Genomic DNA, 17,105 nt, shown 5'->3' with positions numbered 1-17,105 from the left:
ACTTTTGACATAGCGCCCGGAGGAACATGGCCAAGTCTTTGCATTCGATGACCGGGTTTTCCTCAGCACGGGGAGAGATGGCGCCATTCAGCTGGGCGTGGGAGCTGCGCAGCGTCAATGCCAAGGGATTAAGCCTTAACCTGAGGATACCGGACTGGCTGGAAGGGCTCGAAGCCGGCCTGCGCACAGAGCTTGGCAAGGTACTCACGCGCGGTTCGGTGACGCTGAGTCTGCGGATCGGCAGGGACGAGGAAAAAACCGCGCTGGTCCTTAACAAAAGCGCAATGAACAACGTGCTGGACGCTCTCGTCACTCTCGAAAACGAAGCGTTGGAGCGTGGCGTCACGCTCGCTCCCTCCCGCGCCAGTGACCTTCTGGCCCTGCGCGGTGTCATGGAAACGGGGGCAGGGGATCGTGATCCGGCTCCGCTGGTGGCAAAGCTCAAGCAGGACTTTCCGTCTTTGCTCGACGGTTTCCTAGACATGCGCCGCAACGAAGGGGCGCAGCTTGTTTCGGTTCTCTCGGCTCAACTCGACGAAATCGAAAAACTCACAGCCCGGGCATCGCAACTGGCCGGGGAAAGGCGCGAAGCGGTTGCCCGCGCTCTTTCCGAGAACCTCGCGCGTGTCATGGAACATGCCCGCGAGGCCGATCCCGACAGGGTTGCGCAGGAATTGGCCTTGATCGCGGTCAAGGCCGATGTGACGGAAGAAATCGACAGGCTGGGCGCGCACATAAAAGCAAGCCGGGATCTGATTGCCGCGGGCGGACCTGTGGGGCGTAAACTCGATTTCCTGACGCAGGAATTCAATCGCGAGGTCAATACCATCTGTTCAAAGTCGCAGTCAGTGGATCTGACCACCGTCGGTCTCGACATGAAAGCGGTGATTGACCAGCTGCGCGAGCAAGTCCAGAACGTCGAATAAATCATAAGGAAGATTTGCGTCATGGCGGACCGTCGCGGCCTCTTGATCATTCTCAGCTCACCCTCGGGGGCGGGCAAATCAACGCTGGCCCGGCGTATGCGTGACTGGGATCCCGGAATCGCATTCTCGGTCAGCTCGACGACCCGCGCCCCGCGCCCCGGCGAAGTTGACGGCAAGGATTACCATTTCGTCACTGAACCCGAGTTCAAGGCGCAGGTGTCCAGTGGCGACATGCTGGAACACGCCCATGTCTTCGGAAACTTTTACGGCTCGCCTCGTGGCCCGGTTCAGCACGCCATCGATCAGGGTCGCGATGTGCTCTTTGACATCGACTGGCAGGGAGCCCAGCAAATCCGCAATTCGGCGCTCGGTCAGCATACGCTCTCGATCTTCCTGCTGCCGCCTTCTATCCCCGAGCTGCGCAAGCGGCTTGAGGGGCGTGGTCAGGATGATGCCGCGACGATTGCACGCCGGATGCAACGCAGCTGGGACGAAATCAGCCATTGGGACGGGTATGACTTCGTTCTGGTCAATGATGATCTGGATGCAACCGAAACGCAGATCAAGACCATCGTTGCGGCCACCCGCCTGCGGCGGTTGCAGCAGCCCGAACTGACGGAACATGTTCGAAAACTTCAATCGGAATTCGAGGAACTGGCATGACAATTTACGCGCTCGGTGATCTCACGCCGCAAATCCACCCGGATACATGGGTAGCCCCAGACGCCAACCTGATCGGGCAAGTCGTGATGGAAGAGGGCTCTTCCGTCTGGTTCGGCACCACGATCCGCGCTGACCACGAGATCATCCTGATTGGCGAGGGCAGCAATGTGCAGGAAAACTGCGTCATGCATATCGACGCCGGTTTCCCGCTCACCATAGGCAAGAACTGCACGATCGGTCATAAGGTGATGCTGCATGGCTGTACCATCGGGGACAATACGCTGGTTGGCATGAATGCGACGATCCTGAATGGCGCCAGGATCGGCAAAAACTGCCTCATCGGGGCAGGGGCGCTGATCACCGAGAACAAGGAGATCCCCGACAATTCACTGGTGATGGGATCGCCGGGCAAGGTCGTGCGCGAAATCGACGAAAAAGCACGCCAGCGAATGATCGCCGGCACCATGCACTACCAGGACAACATGCGTCGTTTCCGCGACGAACTCAGGGTCATCACCACATGAAGAACTTCCGAGGATCGCTGATCCGCCCCGTAGGCTTGCCAGACAGCGCCAGCCACCCTGTCGTGACCCCGTTGTCGCCCTCTGTTGTCTACGCCAGCGAAACCCCGGATGCGCTGGACGACCAGTACGAAGGACGCGTGCACGGCTATACTTATTCGCGCGAAGGCCACCCCAATGCGGATGTGATCGCCAAACGGCTCGACGCGATGGAAGGTGCCTCGGGAGGAATCGTGACAGGCTCGGGCATGGGCGTGGTCAGTGCGGTGCTTCTGGGACTGCTCAACACCGGCGACCATGTCGTCGGCGGCAATCAGTTGTACGGGCGATCCCTGCGCATGATGAAAGAGGACCTGCCGCGCCTTGGCATTACGACCTCGCTGGCCGATCCCTGCGATATCGACTTTATGCGCGCGGCGATCCGGCCCGAAACAAGGATGATTTTGGTCGAGGTCGTCTCGAACCCGACGCTGCGTGTCGCCGATATCAAGGGCATTGCAGAGCTCTGCCGCGAAAAAGGGCTGCTCTTCGTCGTCGACAACACCTTTACCACGCCGCGTGGTTTTAAACCTTTCGACCATGGCGCCGATATCGTCATCCATTCGATCACCAAGCTGCTGGCCGGTCATTCGGACGTCATGCTGGGCTACGTGGTCGCCCGTGATCCGGCGCTCAACGAAAAACTCCGCGTGTTTTCCATCACCACTGGCATGACTCCCAGCCCCTTCGATTGCTGGCTGGCCGAACGCGGTCTTCTGACATTTGAGCTTCGGTTCGACAGAGCGCAGGAAACCGCGAAACGTCTGGCGGACAAGCTTGCGGAATTGCCCGGCGTCGCGCGTGTTCTCTATCCGCTGCAATCCGGTCATCCTGACCTGACTCGCGCCAAGAATCTGCTCGGCGTGCAGGGCTGCAACATGGTCAGTTTTGAGTTGAAAGGTGGCAGGGCCGCGGCCAATGCCTTTACCCGGGCGGCAGCACAGCTCAATTTCGCGCCGACCCTTGGCGATGTCGGCACCACCCTCTCACATCCCGCGTCGTCGTCGCACCGCGCCCTCACGCCCGAAGAACGGGCCGCGCTCGGCCTTTCCGAAGGGTTCTTCCGCGTGTCTGTCGGCCTAGAAGACCCGGAGGCACTCCTGTCGATCTTTACCGACGCGGTGGCCCAGGCCGTGCCAGACGCAATCTAGCCCGACCGGAAGGCGCTGGACTATGCAGGACACGACCATCGCCAACCTGATGTCGGCCATCCCGCTGCCTGCATTGGTCGTTGATCGAAATGAACGCATCGCCACGGCCAACGCCGATGCGCTGACGCTGCTTGGCCAACAGATCATCGGACGACATTTCACGACGATCCTGCGCCAGCCGGACCTTGCAGAAGCCATCGAAAACACCCTGCGCGACAGGCGCCCGCGAACGGTGCGCTACCTCTCCAACGACGGGGCACAGGACACAAGTTTTGACGTGATGTGTCGCAACATCGAACAGACGCCCAACGTGATGCTGACCTTTCAGGACGTCACTCATCTCGAACAGGCCGGACAGATGCGCCGGGATTTCGTCGCCAATGTCAGCCACGAATTGCGCACACCGCTGACAGCCCTGATGGGATTCATCGAAACCTTGCGCGGCGCGGCAAGCGATGACCCAGTCGCACGTGACCGTTTCCTCGCGATCATGGAGGACGAGGCCGGACGCATGAACCGCCTCGTGGGCGATCTGCTTTCGCTCAGCCGTGTCGAAAGCGAAGAGCGCATGCGCCCTCGCGAACAGGTCGATTTGTCAGCCCAGATTTCCTCGGTCCTGAACTCGCTGCGCCCGCTTGGCGATTCCGCCAATGTCGCTTTCAGCTATGCACCGCCCGATACTGCGATCCTTGTGCCGGGCGATCCCGACCAGCTCCGGCAGGTCTTTACCAACCTGATCGAGAATGCGGTAAAATACGGCGGTTCCGGCGGAGAGGTGCAGATAACGCTCGCAACATCGTCGCGTGACCCGGCCTTGCGGGCGCCGGCCGTCCGGATCCAGGTCATCGACAAGGGATCGGGCATCGACCCGATGCATCTGCCGCGCCTGACCGAACGCTTCTACCGGGCCGACAGCCATCGCAGCCGCATGCTCGGCGGCACCGGTCTCGGGCTGGCAATCGTGAAGCATATCGTGAACCGGCACCGGGGACGTCTTCGCGTCGAAAGCGAACTGGGCAAAGGGTCGACTTTCACGGTGATTCTGCCCCTCTGAGCCTTCTTTTCGTTACAAATACGGAAATCCCGCTTGGCCAAGCTGTGGCCGGTTTCTTCTGTTCCGAAACGCCCGTCCGATCTAACCGCCTGAAGGCCCGCGTAAAATTGACCGGCAGCGACTCTCTTTACCCGACGTTCCGCCCCAATTCTTTCGAAAACTTCGTCATTGTCATATAGCTGTTACATAGCTGTCACAAAAGCATCGCGCGCAGCCGATAGCTGCACGGCAAGATCATCATGGGGGTGATCAGACATTCCTAACCAGGAGAAATCCATGTCGTTTGCAAAAATGACCGTATCCGGGCTGGCCATCGTAGCGATGTCGGCGACTGTAGCTGCCGCACGTGATCAGGTTCAGGTTGCCGGTTCCAGCACCGTGCTTCCCTACGCTTCGATCGTTGCCGAAGCCTTTGGCGAAAACTTCGACTTCCCGACACCGGTCGTGGAATCGGGTGGCTCGTCGGCCGGTCTCAAGCGCTTCTGCGAAGGCGTCGGTGAAAACACCATCGATATCGCGAACGCGTCGCGCAAGATCAAGGACTCGGAAATCGAAGCCTGCGCCGCTGCTGGCGTTACCGACATCATCGAAGTCCGCATCGGCTATGACGGCATCGTCTTTGCCTCAGACATCAACGGCAACGTATTCGCCTTTACCCCGGTTCAGTGGTACAAAGCTCTGTCCGACAAGGTTGTTGTTGACGGCGAACTCGTTGCCAACCCCTACAACACCTGGGCCGAAGTCGACTCGAGCCTGCCCGATCAGCCGATCCAGGCCTTTATCCCGGGCACCAAGCACGGCACCCGCGAAGTCTTTGAAGACAACGTGATCCTCGCCGGTTGCGAAGAATCCGGTGACTTCGAAGTCATCAAGGCAGCCAATGGCGACGACAAGAAAGCCGCCGAAAAAGCCTGCATCAGCCTGCGCACCGACGGCAAGTCGGTCGACATCGATGGTGACTACACCGAGACACTGGCGCGTATCGAAAGCAACAGGGACGGCATCGGCGTCTTTGGTCTGGCGTTCTACGAGAACAACACCGACAAGCTTCAGGTTGCAACCATGTCCGGCATCGAGCCCACGACGGAAACCATCTCGACCGGCGAATACCCTGTTTCGCGCCCGCTGTTCTTCTATGTGAAGAAAGCGCACATCGGCGTGATCCCGGGTCTGAAGGAATACGCCGAATTCTTCGTCGCTGACGAAGTTGCAGGCCCCGACGGCCCGCTCGCCGAGTACGGCCTCGTTGCAGACCCGGAACTGGCAACCACACAGGAAGCCGTTGCAAACGAAGAAACCATGGGCAGCAATTCCTGATTGCTGACTTCGAACCGGGGCGCTTCGGCGTCCCGGTTTCACCTCCCGGCACTACATTCCTGACGGAGCATCTGCCATGCCTGTCCTCTGGCTTTTCCTAATAATTGTTGCCCTTTCCGCGTTTGGCTTCATCGCCGGCCGGGCCCGGGCCTACCAATCGGCCGGAGGAGATGTACGCAATCTTCATTCCCTGCCGGGCTATTACGGCTATAACGTCGCGCTGACCGCACTGGTGCCCGCGCTTGCCGTTCTGGCTGTCTGGCTGCTCGCGCAACCGATGCTGATCGAAAACTCCGTATCCAAGATGATCCCGGATGAGATCATCGCCGAAGGCTCCAACCGCAGCCTCGTGATGAGCGACGTTCGCCGCGTCGCCAACGGTCTTGATCTCGCCGTCAGTAGCGGCGCCATGACGAATGACGAGGTCAACGCGCTCTCAACCGATACTTCCGACATCCGCGCGACACTTGGCAGCATCGGCGTCGCCCTTGGGTCCGACGTTTCGCCCGAAGTACTGGCCGCGGCCCAGTCTTACCGCAGCAAGAGCTACACCGGTACGCTGGTAATGACCGTGGTGGTCCTGCTTCTCGCCATTGGCGGCCTCGCGCTTGCCTATACCCGGACCCACAAGGATTTCCGCGCCCGTAACGTGGTCGAACGCGGCGTCCTTGGTCTGCTGATCATCGCCGCCAGCCTCGCCATTCTCACGACAATCGGCATCGTTCTTTCGATGCTGTTCGAGACGATGAACTTCTTTCGGCTGCATCCCTGGACGGATTTCTTCTTTGGCGGCACGTGGTCTCCGAACTTCCGGGGCGACAGCGACCTGTCGATCCTGCCACTCCTCTGGGGGACGCTGTACATTTCGTTCATCGCCCTACTGGTGGCCGTACCCATCGGGCTATTCGCTGCAATCTACCTCTCGGAATATGCCAGCAATGCGGTGCGCTCCATCGCCAAGCCGCTGCTTGAAATCCTCGCGGGCATCCCGACTATCGTTTACGGTCTCTTTGCATTGCTTACCGTCGGGCCCATGCTGGTCAACGTCTTTGGACGCGGCGATCAGGGCCTGCTGGGCGTCGAATGGATGAGTGGCGCGACATCGGTTCTGACCGCGGGTGTCGTCATGGGCATCATGCTCATTCCATTCGTCTCCTCACTCTCCGATGACATCATCAACTCGGTGCCGCAAGCGATGCGCGACGGCTCGCTCGGTCTTGGCGCAACCAAGTCCGAAACCGTCCGTCAGGTCATCATGCCCGCCGCGCTGCCGGGGATCGTCGGTGCCATCCTTCTTGCCGCCTCACGCGCCATCGGCGAGACCATGATCGTGGTCATGGGGGCAGGGGCGATTGCCAAGTTCTCGCTCAACCCGCTTGAATCGATGACGACCATCACGACCCGGATCGTCAGCCAGCTGACCGGTGACACCGATTTCGCAAGTCCAGAGACGCTCGTCGCCTTCGCCCTTGGCCTGACGCTCTTCGTCCTGACGCTCGGCCTGAATATCCTGGCACTCTACATCGTGCGCAAATACCGGGAGCAGTACGAATGACTGACCTCACCAATTCACCTGCGGCCGGCGTACCTCGCCCGAAACACGGGACCTTGCTCACGCAGGACGCCCGTACCGCCAAGCGTAACGCGGCCGAGAAACGGTTTCAGATGTACGGCATGATAGCCATCGGCATCGGCCTGCTCATGCTGCTGGTTCTCGTTTTCACCATCGTGCGCAACGGCGCTGGCGCGTTTCAGCAAACCTTCATCACGCTCGATGTACAGCTCCTCGAAGACAAGCTCGACAAGAACGGTAACCGTGATATCGAAGAGATTTCCAAGGTCTCTACCTTCGGATACTCACCACTGATCTCGCAGGCTCTGGAAGACAAGATCGCCTCGGCCAACGTTCAGACCGAACTGTCGGGCAAGCAACTGGGCGACATCCTCTCCAAGAGTGCGGCCGCAACCCTGCGTGACTTTGTGCTGCAGAACCCTGAACTGATCGGAACATCGGTCAGCTTTGAATTTCTCGCCAGCAGCCGGGTCGACGGTTATCTCAAGGGCCGCGTAACGCGCGACTCTATCGCCAATGACAAGAACATCTCGGTCGAACAGCTCGACGTGGTCGATCAGCTTGTCGAAAGCGGGTCCATCAAGAAAACGTTCAACCTCAGCTTCATCACCGGCGCGGATGCGTCCGACCAAAGACCGGAATCTGCCGGGATCGGCGTGGCAATGGTGGGGTCTCTCTTCATGATGCTGGTGGTGCTGGCGCTGGCGCTGCCCATCGGTGTCGCGGCCTCGATCTATCTCGAGGAATTTGCGCCGAAGAACTGGATCACCGATATCATCGAAGTGAATATCTCGAACCTCGCCGCTGTTCCGTCCATCGTCTTCGGCATTCTCGGTCTCGCCGTGTTCATCAACTACATGCACCTGCCTATGTCCGCACCGCTTGTCGGCGGACTTGTGTTAACCCTGATGACACTGCCGACCATCATCATTTCGACACGGGCCTCGCTCAAAGCAGTGCCGCCGTCGATCCGTGACGCAGCGCTTGGCGTTGGTGCGTCGAAAATGCAGTCGGTGTTTCACCACGTACTGCCGCTCGCAGCACCTGGCATCCTGACGGGCACCATCATCGGACTGGCGCAGGCACTTGGCGAAACGGCCCCGCTGCTGCTGATCGGTATGGTGGGCTTTATCGCCTCGAACGCGCCCGACAGCGTCGCAAGCGGCCTGCTGTCGCCGAACTCGGCCATGCCTGCGCAGATCTACGAATGGGCGAAACGCGCAGACCCGGCCTTTTATGAACGCGCCTGGGGTGGCATCATCATCCTGCTGCTGTTCCTGATTACAATGAATACAGTGGCCGTGATCCTGCGCCGCCGCTTTGAACGCCGCTGGTAAGGGGAGAAAACACCATGAACCAGATGACCTCTGTGGAGAAAAACGTGAACACCCAGGATATTAAGATCTCGGCCAGCGGGGTTCAGGTCTACTACGGCGACACTCACGCGATCAAGGATGTGGATGTCGAGATCGAGGACAAGACCGTCACGGCGTTTATCGGACCGTCCGGTTGTGGCAAGTCGACTTTCCTGCGCTGCCTGAACCGGATGAACGACACCATCGATGTCTGCCGGGTCGAAGGCACGATCCTTCTCGACAACGAAGACATCTATGATCGCAAGGTCGATCCGGTGCAGCTTCGCGCCAAGGTGGGGATGGTATTCCAGAAACCGAACCCGTTCCCGAAATCGATCTATGACAACGTCGCTTATGGCCCGCGGATTCACGGCCTGTTCAAGAACAAGGCGGATCTGGACAATATCGTGGAAAGCGCCCTGCGTCGCGCCGCGATCTGGAACGAGGTCAAGGATCGCCTGAACGCGCCAGGCACCGGTCTGTCAGGCGGTCAGCAGCAACGTCTTTGCATTGCGCGCGCCGTTGCGACCGAACCCGAAGTGCTGCTCATGGACGAACCCTGTTCCGCGCTCGACCCGATCGCCACGGCCCAGGTCGAGGAACTGATCGACGAACTGCGTACCAACTATTCGGTAGTCATCGTGACCCACTCGATGCAGCAGGCCGCCCGCGTCAGCCAGAAAACCGCCTTTTTCCACCTCGGTAATCTCGTCGAATTCGGCGAGACGGGTCAAATCTTTACCAATCCCGAAGATCCGCGCACGGAAAGCTACATTACCGGCCGTATCGGCTGAAAAGGAGTCCTGTATCATGCAAGACCAACACATCGCCTCCGCCTTCGACCGCGACCTCGAAGCCATTCAGGCGCGGATCATGAAAATGGGTGGCATGGTCGAAGCCGCCATCCGCAATTCGGCGCTCTCCCTCGAAACCCGGGATGAGGAACTGGCCGAGCAGGTGCGCCTTGGCGACAAGGCCATCGACGGCCTCGAGGAACTGATCAACGAAGACACCGCACGCCTTATCGCCCTGCGCGCCCCCACGGCCGTTGACCTTCGGGTGGTTCTCTCGGTGCTCAAGATCAGCGGCAACCTCGAACGTGTTGGGGACTACGCCAAGAACATCGCCAAGCGTACAGGTATCCTGACGCAGATGCCGTCGGTGACGGGTAGCCCTGCCGCTCTGCGCCGCATGGCCCGCGAAGTCGAGATGATGCTCAAGAACGCGCTCGATGCCTACATCCACCGCGACGCCGAAGTGGCCGCCGACGTGATCCAGCAAGACCGCGAAGTCGACCAGATGTATAACGCGCTGTTCCGAGAATTCCTGACCTTCATGATGGAAGACCCGCGCAACATCACGCCCTGCATGCACCTGCACTTCATCGCCAAGAACATCGAGCGGATGGGGGACCATGCGACATCCATTGCCGAGCAGGTTGTTTACCTGGTTTCCGGCGAACGGCCCGAGGAAGACCGCCCCAAGGCGGACACGACGTCGGAAACCGCAATTTAGGAACCGTAAGCCATGACTGCCAACCAACCCACAGTTCTGGTCGTCGAGGACGAACCTGCGCAGCGCGAAGTGCTGGCCTACAATCTCGAAGCTGAAGGGTTCCGGGTGATACGGGCCGCCAGTGGCGATGAGGCGCTGCTGCTTGTCGACGAGGACATGCCCGACATCATTGTGCTGGACTGGATGATGCCAACGCTCAGCGGCATCGAAGTCTGCCGCCGGCTCAAAATTCGTCCGGAAACCCGCGGTATTCCGGTCATCATGCTCTCGGCCCGTTCCGAAGAGGTCGACCGCGTGCGGGGGCTCGAAACCGGTGCCGACGATTACGTGGTGAAACCCTATTCCGTGATCGAGCTGATGGCGCGGGTCCGCTCGCAGCTGCGCCGTGTTCGCCCCGCGACCGTCGGACTGCGGCTCGAGTTCGACGACATCGTACTCGACGCCGAGACCCACAAGGTCAGCCGTTCGGAAAAACCGCTCAAGCTTGGCCCAACTGAGTTTCGCCTTCTCTCTACCTTCATGGAAAAGCCGGGCCGCGTCTGGAGCCGCGAACAACTGCTGGACCGTGTCTGGGGTCGCGACATTTACGTCGATACCCGCACCGTCGACGTGCACATCGGCCGTCTTCGCAAATCACTGACCCAGCATGGCGGTCCGGACCCGGTCCGCACCGTACGCGGGGCAGGTTACGCCCTTGGCTGAAGAATCAATTGGCAGTTCAATAAAACGAAAGACGTGGCCACAAACGGCCACGTCTTTTTGCTTGGATCATTCGGGCGAACTGTGATGAATGCCGTCACACGCGCCGACAATCTCGTAATGCTGGCCGGCAGCAACGCGTAAGGTCAGGTTCCAACGCCCTGCTTGACGGTGAGACGTTCACGGCCCCTCAATTCGTTATGGTGTCCTACCCACCTCGGACAACTGCCCGACAAGATCCGCGATACTGGCTGCCACGTTTTCCTGCTGTCGTGCCGCTGCCGAGATCCTTCCGAGCGCATCGCTTGTCTTATCCACGCCTTCAAGGATCGCTTCGAAAGCGGTCTTTGCGGCTTGCGAATGGTCGGTGCCTGTCTGCACCCGCTCTGCGGATCCTGAGATCAACCTCGTGATGTCTTGGGCCGCAGTGGAACTGCGCTCGGCCAGTTTGCGAACTTCGTCGGCGACAACCGAAAATCCGATCCCGTGCTCGCCCGCGCGCGCGGCTTCTATGGCGGCGTTGAAGGCCAGAAGATTGGTCTGGTTGGCAATCTCGGAAATAGTCGACACGATGTCCGAGATCTCGCTTGAGGATCGCTGGATCAGCTCGATCGACGCAATCGCGTTGGTCAAGGCATCAAGTCCCGTATCAGCACTGTTCCGCGCGTCTTTGGTCAGATCAAATGCGTCGGAGGTCGATGTTGCCATCTGGTCGTTGAACTGACCCAGTTCGCCGAACATCTCGCCCAGTTTTGAGGCCTTCGCCGTAATCTTCTGTTCCAACTCGACCTGGTCGGTCACGTCATAGCCGAACATCACGATGCCGACCGGTTCACCGTCATGATTCAGTATCGGTGCATAGACCGACTGCAGATAAACATCGTGACCGAATTTACCGGCATAGTGACCCTTCTCGAATTGGAATTTTCCGGCTCGAAGTTCAATCCAGAAATCTCGATATGCCTGTGAACGGACGCGGTCAGCCGGGCACAGGATCGAATGGTGCTGGCCGATCAGTTCTACCTGCGAATGTCCCGTTACGCGCTCGAAATTGGTGTTCACACTCAATACCTTGCCCGTCAGGTCAAGGCGGGCCATCACCTCGGCCCGGTCAATGGCGGCCAGTTGGCTGGCTTGGTCCGCCGCCAGTGCTGTCTCTGCGGAGATATCGGACACGATTGCCAAGATCTTCTCGAGCCTGCCTTTCAAGTCCAGCACGGGAATATGCACGGCCCGTGTCAGAATTTCCTCGCCGCCCTTGGCCTGGATCCGAATTTCGCCATTTTCCACCGGACCCTGTCTCAGGCAAGACCACGATTCGATACTGTTTCTGTCCTTGGACTCAGCTTGTAGATAACTCTTACCGACCGCGCTCGCCTGATCCGGGTAGCCTGTAAGTTCCAAATACCGCTCGTTAGCGGCCGTCACAATGCCCTCCGGGTCCACCTCGGCGACGGCATGAACCCGCTTCAGTCCTTCGTTGATGCATTCAAAGGCGATAGCCGATCTCTGCAGGCAGGTCTTATCGATCACAATCACTCTGACCGACGAAACGGCGCCAGCCGCATCCAGTCTAGGAAGGAAGATTGCGTCCACCCAGAACAATGTCCCGCCGTCACCTGTCAGAAAAAAACTGCGCGAAAATACCTTACCCCGCAGGATATCCTCATTTGCGGTTGCCAGATCTTTTTGCGTATTCTCTGCAAACAGATCGTCCAGTGACAGGCACGTCGCACCTGCCTCATTATATCCTGTCAGCGCGAGGAATTGCTCATTCGCGCTCAATACTCGCATTTCTTGATCCAGCTGTACCGTAGGGAACGCGTCGCCAAATGCTGAAATCTCGCCTGTCAGGTCTTCGACAAGGGAACGCGTCGCTGTAACATCGGTCGCACAGCATAGCACGCTCTCGGGTTCTCCATTCGCTCCGACAATCGGCACAAAAGACGCCCGCAGCCAGATCACCTCACCGTCGCGACGGACATGCAGGTATTCACCGGATTTCGACTGACCCGAAGCAAGATCCAACCAGAACTGGCGATACTCCTTCGTCTTTGTTAGCGTCTTGTCGCACAACAGCCTATGCGATTGGCCAAGGATATCGTCGATATCGTAATCGATCAGATCCAGAAAACGGCTATTGGCGTGGATAACCCGGCCCTTGAGGTCGTATTCAATCTGCGGGCAGCAAAGGTCCAAAGCTTTCAACCGGCGAGCCTGTCGCTCCGCTTTGCCGGTGTCATCCATCGCAGAAATGCAGAGCAACACCCGGTCTGAATGCAATTCTCCACCATTCAGCCGCCGGTAAAAAGCCTCGGCCTGCCTTGTTTCGCCATCAGGGGATGACATGGCGAGAACGGATTTCGCGGAACCGGTCCGGGACAGCTCCGCCCACGTCTTGCGACACTGCGTACCGGTATCCGGGTCATTGGCCCAAAGCGCTTCATGCGAAGCTCCGATCAACTCATCGTGGTCGCGCCCCGCAAGCAGGCAAAGCGGGCCATTAGCCTCGATAATCCTCCCATCCACGTCCAGTTCCGCAATGGCCCGACCATGTTCCAGCGCCGCGATCCGCTGCTGCGCAAGCGGCGAGCCAGTCGGTTCCTCTTGCGCGACCAATATCAGATTGCCCAGCGGATCCTTGTGCAGCACTCCCGTAAGAACACGGGTCGGATCATCGACGAGGGGCAGGCGGACCTTGACCACAGAATCCTGCGTCATCACGGCCAGTGTTTTTTCCCAAGCGCCTTCCGGGCCGATGAGATCCATCACCATCGCCCCTTCCGCACGTCCGGTCGGTGCAAGGGTGTCGGCCATCGCGTTACATTCCAGAATGCAGCCGCTCTTTGGGTCAATACGAAGGAGGTACATCTGGTCCGAAATCGCCCCGACCAGAGCGATGGTGTCGTCAGGCGATAGGGTGATCGGCATAAACTGGGCGGTCCTTCTGGATGGCACGACTTCGTTTGCGCGCGTCTCTGGCTGGATACCCAAACGTCGTTAACGAATACTTTCCATTGGCCCCCAAGAAGCGACGATCAGACCATCGCAAAAAAAACGCGCTTCTTTCGAAGCGCGTTTCCTGGCACTCTTTCACGCCAGAGAATTCAGGCGGTGCTGGCTTTTTCTTTCCGTCTGGAGCCCATCGAAGCGATGCGGCTGACCACCACGAAAAAGACCGGCACGAACAGGATGTTCAGCACGGTACCGGTAATCGTACCGCCAAGAACGCCGGTACCGATCGCGGTCCGCCCGCCTGCACCGGCCCCCGAGCTGAGTACCAGCGGCAGTACCCCAAGCGAGAAAGCCATGGAGGTCATGATGATCGGGCGGAAACGCAGCCTTGCCGCATGGGTCGCTGCATCCCAGAAGTTTTCGCCGCTCTCGTAACGGTCACGGGCGAATTCCACGATCATGATGGCGTTCTTGCCGGTAAGACCGATCACCGTCAGCAACCCGACTTGAAAGAACACACCGTTGTCGAAACCGCCAAGCCAAGCGCTGCCGACCGCACCAAGCACGCCGATCGGCATCGCAAGCATGACCGCCACGGGAATGGCCCAGCTTTCGTAAAGCGCGGCGAGGGCGAGGAACACGGCCGCCAGAGCAAGCGCATAAAGGAACGGAGCCTGCGAACCGGATTCGCGTTCTTCCAGCGACAAGCCGGTCCAGGCGACGGCGTAGCCGGGGGGCAGTTGCTGGGCGAGGCGCTCGATCTCGGCCATGGCTTCGCCCGAGCTCACGCCGGGTGCAGGAGATCCCTGGAGCTGCATCGAAGGAACGCCGTTGTAGCGGATCACACCCTGTGGGCCGTAGGTCCAGTTGCCGGTCGCAAAGTTTGAAAAGGGCACAAGACTGCCACTTGCGTTGCGTACCCGCCATTTCGCGATGTCCGAGGGCGCGGTCCGTGAATCCGCCTGACCCTGAACATAAACTTTCTTGATCCGTCCCCGGTCGAGGAAGTCATTCACATAACTTCCGGCCCAGGCAATATTCAGCAAATTGCCAACACTGGTTGCGGAAACCCCCATTGCACCGGCTTTGCGCCAGTCGATATCAAGATTGTACTGTGCCGCATCCTCAAGGCCGTTCGGCCGCATAGATGCAATCAGCGGGCTTTGCGCCGCCATGCCGAGCATCTGGTTGCGCGCCGTCAGCAATTGTTCATGCGTCTGACCGCCCCGCGCCTGAAGGTAAAAGTCAAAGCCCGAAACGTTGCCAAGTTCGATCACCGAAGGCGGCACGATCGGGAACACCATGGCATCCCGGATACCCTGAAAGGCACCAAATGCACGACCTGCGACCGACTGGACGCTCAACGACGGATCTTCCCGTTCGCTCCAGTCTTTTAGCCGGACGAATGCGAGCCCCATGTTCTGCCCTTGCCCGGCAAAGCTGAAACCGACCACGCCGAACATGGATTCGACCGCATCGCCCTCCTGATCGAGGAAATAGTCCTCAGCCTGTTTGACGACATCCAGCGTGCGTTCCGCGGTCGCGCCGGTCGGACCCTGTACTAGCGTGAACAGGATGCCTTGATCCTCGTCAGGCAGGAACCCGGTCGGCGTGCGCATGAAAAGAAAGACCACCGCAGCGCCCAGCATCAGGTAAATCACGCCCACGCGGAACGGGCGCCGGACCAGCCAGCCCACGGATCCGCTATAGCCTCGTGTCAGCCAATCAAAGAACCGGTTGAACGGGCGGAAAAGACGTCCAGAACCATGCGCCTTGGGCTTGAGGATCGCGGCACAGAGTGCGGGGGTTAGCGTGAGTGCAACGAACACCGATAGCGCCATCGCCGAAACGATGGTGATCGCGAATTGCTTGTAGATCACGCCGGTCGAACCGCCAAAAAAGGCCATCGGCACGAAAACGGCTGAAACCACCACGGCGATGCCGATCAACGCGCCGGTGATCTGGTCCATCGACTTGCGCGTTGCTTCCAGCGGTGACAGCCCTTCCTCTTCCATGATCCGTTCGACGTTTTCGACAACGACGATGGCATCATCAACAAGCAGACCAATCGCCAGCACCATCGCCAGCATGGTCAGCGTGTTGATGCTGAACCCCAAGACAGCCATGATACCAAGCGTCCCCAAAAGAACGACGGGAACGGCGAGTGTCGGGATAAGCGTCGCGCGGAAGTTCTGAAGGAACAGGAACATTACTAGGAATACGAGCACGATCGCTTCGATCAACGTATGCAGCACGGCCTCGATCGAAATTTCGATGAACGGCGTGGTGTCGAAAGGAATGACGTAATCCATGCCTTCCGGGAAGAACTGCGAGAATTCCTCGACCCGTTCCTTGATCATTTCCGCCGTATCAAGCGCGTTTGCGCCGGGGGCAAGGTTGATCGCCATCCCTGAAGCCGGTCCGCGATTGTAGCGCGCGATGGTCGCATAGTTTTCGGCGCCAATCTCAACCTCAGCCACGTCCTGAAGCAGCACGAGTCCGCCGTCAGTTTCGGCCCGCAGGACAATCTGGCGGAAGTCTTCCGGTGTCTGCAGCAGCGACTGCGCGGTGATGGTTGCGTTAAGTTGTTGGCCATCGACTGTCGGCAAGGTGCCGAATGCGCCAGCCGAGATCTGCGCATTCTCCGCCGAAACGGCTGCAACCACGTCAGACGGGGTAAGTTCGTAGGCCGCCAGCTTGGAGGGGTCGAGCCAGATCCGCATGGCGTATTGGGCGCCAAAAACCTGTACATTGCCAACGCCTTCGATCCGGCTCAGGTCGTCGACCATGGTCGAGACGAGATAGTCCGAGAGGTCTTCCTGCTGGAACGTTCCATCGGGCGAAATAAGCCCGATCACCATCAGGAAGCCTGACGACGACTTGCTGACCGAAACCCCCAGACGCTGCACCTGTTCGGGCAGCGAAGAGGTGGCCTGCGCCATCTTGTTTTGAACCTGAACCTGCGCGATATCGGCATCGGTTCCGGTTTCAAAGGTCAGCGTGATCGTCGCGGTCCCGGCAGAGGTCGAGCTCGAAGAAATGTAGCGAAGCCCATCCAGCCCCGTCATCTGCTGTTCGATCACCTGCGTGACCGTGTTGGCGACGGTTTCCGCCGAAGCACCGGGATAATTCGCGTTGATCGACACCGAAGGGGGCGCGATCTCGGGATACTGTGCGACCGGGAGTGTCACCATCGACAAGAGACCAATCCCCATGACGATGATCGAAAGGACCCAAGCAAAAATCGGGCGGTCTATGAAAAAGCGGGCCATGGTGGTCTCCGGTCAGTCAGGCAACAGGTGGGATCAGTGATTGTCGGCTGATGCCCGTTCAATTT

The 17,105-nt window shown here is 59.1% G+C and carries 13 protein-coding genes; 11 read left to right on the top strand and 2 right to left on the bottom strand.

The window, feature by feature from the left end; genetic code table 11:
- Nucleotides 1-26 precede the first annotated feature (26 nt).
- The 11 genes from MF268_RS13365 (at nucleotide 27) to phoB (ending at nucleotide 10,816) form a co-directional block, all read left to right on the top strand.
- Nucleotides 27-926: a YicC/YloC family endoribonuclease gene (locus tag MF268_RS13365; protein ID WP_238371361.1), complete on the top strand. Its 900-nt coding sequence runs from the start codon at nucleotides 27-29 to the stop codon at nucleotides 924-926.
- A 21-nt stretch (nucleotides 927-947) separates the two neighbouring features.
- A complete protein-coding gene (gene gmk / locus MF268_RS13360) occupies nucleotides 948-1,589 on the top strand; it encodes a guanylate kinase (protein ID WP_238371360.1) in 642 nt (213 codons plus the stop codon).
- Nucleotides 1,586-2,113 (top strand): gamma carbonic anhydrase family protein, encoded by a 528-nt coding sequence (locus MF268_RS13355; protein ID WP_238371359.1) that lies wholly within the window; start codon nucleotides 1,586-1,588, stop codon nucleotides 2,111-2,113. The genes gmk and MF268_RS13355 overlap by 4 nt, the downstream gene beginning before the upstream one ends.
- Nucleotides 2,110-3,300: a trans-sulfuration enzyme family protein gene (locus MF268_RS13350; protein ID WP_238371358.1), complete on the top strand. Its 1,191-nt coding sequence runs from the start codon at nucleotides 2,110-2,112 to the stop codon at nucleotides 3,298-3,300. The genes MF268_RS13355 and MF268_RS13350 overlap by 4 nt, the downstream gene beginning before the upstream one ends.
- 22 nt (nucleotides 3,301-3,322) lie before the next feature.
- On the top strand, nucleotides 3,323-4,354 hold the full coding sequence (locus tag MF268_RS13345) for an ATP-binding protein (RefSeq protein ID WP_238371357.1): 1,032 nt from the start codon (nucleotides 3,323-3,325) through the stop codon (nucleotides 4,352-4,354).
- 276 nt (nucleotides 4,355-4,630) lie between these two features.
- On the top strand, nucleotides 4,631-5,671 hold the full coding sequence (locus MF268_RS13340; protein ID WP_238371356.1) for a substrate-binding domain-containing protein: 1,041 nt from the start codon (nucleotides 4,631-4,633) through the stop codon (nucleotides 5,669-5,671).
- Nucleotides 5,672-5,747: 76 nt separating this feature from the next.
- Entirely contained in the window at nucleotides 5,748-7,226 is a 1,479-nt protein-coding gene (pstC, locus tag MF268_RS13335) for a phosphate ABC transporter permease subunit PstC (protein ID WP_238371355.1), read from the top strand.
- A complete protein-coding gene (gene pstA / locus MF268_RS13330; protein WP_238371354.1) occupies nucleotides 7,223-8,581 on the top strand; it encodes a phosphate ABC transporter permease PstA in 1,359 nt (452 codons plus the stop codon). The genes pstC and pstA overlap by 4 nt, the downstream gene beginning before the upstream one ends.
- A gap of 14 nt (nucleotides 8,582-8,595) precedes the next feature.
- Nucleotides 8,596-9,393: a phosphate ABC transporter ATP-binding protein PstB gene (gene pstB, locus MF268_RS13325; RefSeq protein ID WP_273545017.1), complete on the top strand. Its 798-nt coding sequence runs from the start codon at nucleotides 8,596-8,598 to the stop codon at nucleotides 9,391-9,393.
- 16 nt (nucleotides 9,394-9,409) lie between these two features.
- Nucleotides 9,410-10,114 carry a phosphate signaling complex protein PhoU gene (gene phoU, locus MF268_RS13320; protein ID WP_238371353.1) on the top strand — a complete coding sequence of 235 codons (705 nt, stop codon included), beginning with the start codon at nucleotides 9,410-9,412 and terminating at the stop codon, nucleotides 10,112-10,114.
- A gap of 12 nt (nucleotides 10,115-10,126) precedes the next feature.
- Nucleotides 10,127-10,816, top strand: coding sequence for a phosphate regulon transcriptional regulator PhoB (gene phoB, locus MF268_RS13315; protein WP_238371352.1), 690 nt, complete (start codon nucleotides 10,127-10,129; stop codon nucleotides 10,814-10,816).
- 195 nt (nucleotides 10,817-11,011) lie between these two features.
- Here phoB and MF268_RS13305 read toward each other — a convergent pair whose 3' ends face one another.
- Together MF268_RS13305 and MF268_RS13300 are read right to left on the bottom strand one after the other, a co-directional pair.
- Nucleotides 11,012-13,744: a methyl-accepting chemotaxis protein gene (locus MF268_RS13305; RefSeq protein WP_273545016.1), complete on the bottom strand. Its 2,733-nt coding sequence runs from the start codon at nucleotides 13,742-13,744 to the stop codon at nucleotides 11,012-11,014.
- Nucleotides 13,745-13,920: 176 nt separating this feature from the next.
- Complete coding sequence (locus MF268_RS13300; protein ID WP_238371351.1) at nucleotides 13,921-17,040, bottom strand: efflux RND transporter permease subunit; 3,120 nt, start codon at nucleotides 17,038-17,040, stop codon at nucleotides 13,921-13,923.
- Between the last annotated feature and the right edge of the window lie 65 nt (nucleotides 17,041-17,105).

This window comes from Heliomarina baculiformis (genome assembly GCF_019966545.1).
Lineage (GTDB): Bacteria > Pseudomonadota > Alphaproteobacteria > Rhodobacterales > Rhodobacteraceae > Heliomarina > Heliomarina baculiformis.
This window is presented reverse-complemented; position numbering and strand designations above follow the sequence as displayed.